Genomic DNA, 1,970 nt, shown 5'->3' with positions numbered 1-1,970 from the left:
CTTCAGAGGGTCGGGCTGGCCGGTGCCGTCGAGGATGGCCAGGATGTCGTGGGCCTGCTGTACCGCGTGCACCCGGACGGAACAGGCGATGGTCATCTCACACAGCCGGCGCACCCGGGCGATGGCGGCCTCCGCACGGTCGCGGGCGATGACCGCCTCGCATGTCCGGTCGGAGTGGTCCGCGAGCGCGTCAGCTTCGGCGTCCGCGTCGGCCAGCTCCTTTTCCAGCTCACGCACGCGAGCTTCGGCCTGCTCCGCCCGCCCGGCGTAGGAGCCGGCTGCCGCGTCGGCGGACTCGCCGTTGTGGAGCCGGTCCAGCTCGGCCTCCGCGTGGGCCAGCCGCTCGCGCACCCGTTCCAGCTCGGCGCCCGCCGCCGGAGTACCGATGTGGATGTCGAGGCGCATGCTGTCGCCGTACTCGGCGCGCACGTGGTCGGCGATCGTCTGCGCCCACTGCCCGGCGTTCTCCCCCGTCGGGGCGTGCACGGTGACGGTGGCCGTCGTTGTATCAGCCATGGCGTCAGGCCTGCCGGTTCAGCCGCTGGCGGATCCATGCGGCATCGGATTCAGCGACGTGCGCACCGGCGGAGCGAGCCACGATCAGGTGCGTCGGCTGCCCGTCGCCGTCCCGTTCCGAGGCGACGTACACACCCCACGGCTGGGAGCCGCCGGAGGGCGGCGTGTGCCCATGGTGGCCGGTCTTCTTGGGCATCGTGTTCTCCTTCGGATTGGGGGGCGGCTGGCGGCAGGTGGGCCGCCAGCCGCAGAACAAGGGGCGGTCAGGCGATGACGAGCTTCGGGCGGGCACGCTGAATGACTTCCCCGCCGGACGCGATCAAGCGGAGCTTCGGGAACGCCTTCGGCTTCTCCTGACCGGGCACCTCGGGCCACTCGTCAGCCGACAGGCCATATGACGGCGGCTCCCACGAGGACCGGAACTTGATCAGCGCCATGGCCTTGCGGTACTTGGCTTCCCAGTTCCAGGAGAAGAACAGGGGCAGCAGTCCGCCAGCGTTCGGGATCGGCTCAGGCGCGCGGTCCTTGCTGCCCTTCGCTCGCTGCTCGATGGTCCGCATGTACTCGCGGCAGCGCGGCCGGTTGCAGAAGCCCCAGTAGGTCATCCAGCCAGTCGCCGGGTCGAACTCGGAGAAGCCGTACATCGTGTTCCGCCCGCACAGGCGCTGCACGCGGACCATCGGGGCCTGGCAGCCCATCGGCGCCTTGTCGTGCAGGTCGAAGTCATAGCGCGGCACGTCCTCGGCAATGAGCTGCCAGATCCGCTTGTTGTCCGTATTCATCACCTCGCGTGTCCGGGCCCAGGTGCCGATGGCCGGGTCGTGGCGGCGGGGGTCGCGGAGGGTGACCCAGCCGAGCGCGAGGACGAGGTCGCGGGTGCCGGATGGCATGCGGGTCTCGGTGTAGACACGGGATGCGAGTTGGTCGTACCGGGCCATGGCGTCACGGTCATCGGCGGGAGGTGATCCTTGGAATCGGCCCGGTGGTCACTGCGGTCATGCGCCTCGCGGCCGTACAGGGCGCACGGTCCGCTGTGTCGGTGTGCGCTGTCACCGACTGGTGAAGGTCGGGCCGCCCGCAGCAGACGTCGAAGCCGCCGTGGCAGTCGGACTCGACCTCGCCCGCGGTCGGGCAGTAGTACAGGCTCGCGCCGGGCTTGCAGACGTGCTCGTCCTGCTGCGCCTCGCCAGCCAGACGACGCAGCCCGGCCACCACGTCGCGGACCGCCTCGTACAGGCGGGCCGTCTCGTCGATCGATCCGTGCTCAGCAAGGTTGTATGCCTCGTTCTGGTCGGTCAGCTTGGCGTAGTGGGCGGCGGCCTCCTCAAACGCGGCTGCACGCACGGCGGCCCGGTCGACGGGCGCGGGCAGCACGGCCAACACCGCGCCCACGTGCCGCTGATAGTCGTGCGGCTCCAAGCCCTCATACCTGAAGCCGTCCGCCTCGGCGAGGG

General features: G+C 70.4%; 4 protein-coding genes. All 4 read right to left on the bottom strand.

Annotated elements, in window-relative coordinates:
- The coding region (locus IG02_RS37385) for a hypothetical protein (RefSeq protein WP_199814142.1) at positions 1 to 516 on the bottom strand (516 nt) is incomplete at its 3' end.
- A gap of 4 nt (positions 517 to 520) precedes the next feature.
- Positions 521 to 712, bottom strand: coding sequence for a hypothetical protein (locus tag IG02_RS0135350; protein ID WP_030757685.1), 192 nt, complete (start codon positions 710 to 712; stop codon positions 521 to 523).
- 67 nt (positions 713 to 779) lie between these two features.
- A complete protein-coding gene (locus IG02_RS0135345) occupies positions 780 to 1,454 on the bottom strand; it encodes a hypothetical protein (protein ID WP_030757682.1) in 675 nt (224 codons plus the stop codon).
- 10 nt (positions 1,455 to 1,464) lie between these two features.
- A partial coding sequence (locus IG02_RS37380; RefSeq protein ID WP_037805184.1) for a hypothetical protein occupies positions 1,465 to 1,970 on the bottom strand: 506 nt, incomplete at its 5' end.

The sequence above is a fragment of the Streptomyces sp. NRRL F-5135 genome, assembly GCF_000719775.1.
Lineage (GTDB): Bacteria > Actinomycetota > Actinomycetes > Streptomycetales > Streptomycetaceae > Streptomyces > Streptomyces hebeiensis.
Note: the sequence above shows the minus strand (reverse complement) of the source record. Positions and strands in the feature narration are given on the sequence as shown.

Coding starts and splice junctions, on each gene's coding strand:
- IG02_RS0135350 (WP_030757685.1), bottom strand. CDS start 712: ATGCCCAAGAAGACCGGCCACCATGGGCACACGCCGCCCTCCGGCGGC.
- IG02_RS0135345 (WP_030757682.1), bottom strand. CDS start 1,454: ATGGCCCGGTACGACCAACTCGCATCCCGTGTCTACACCGAGACCCGC.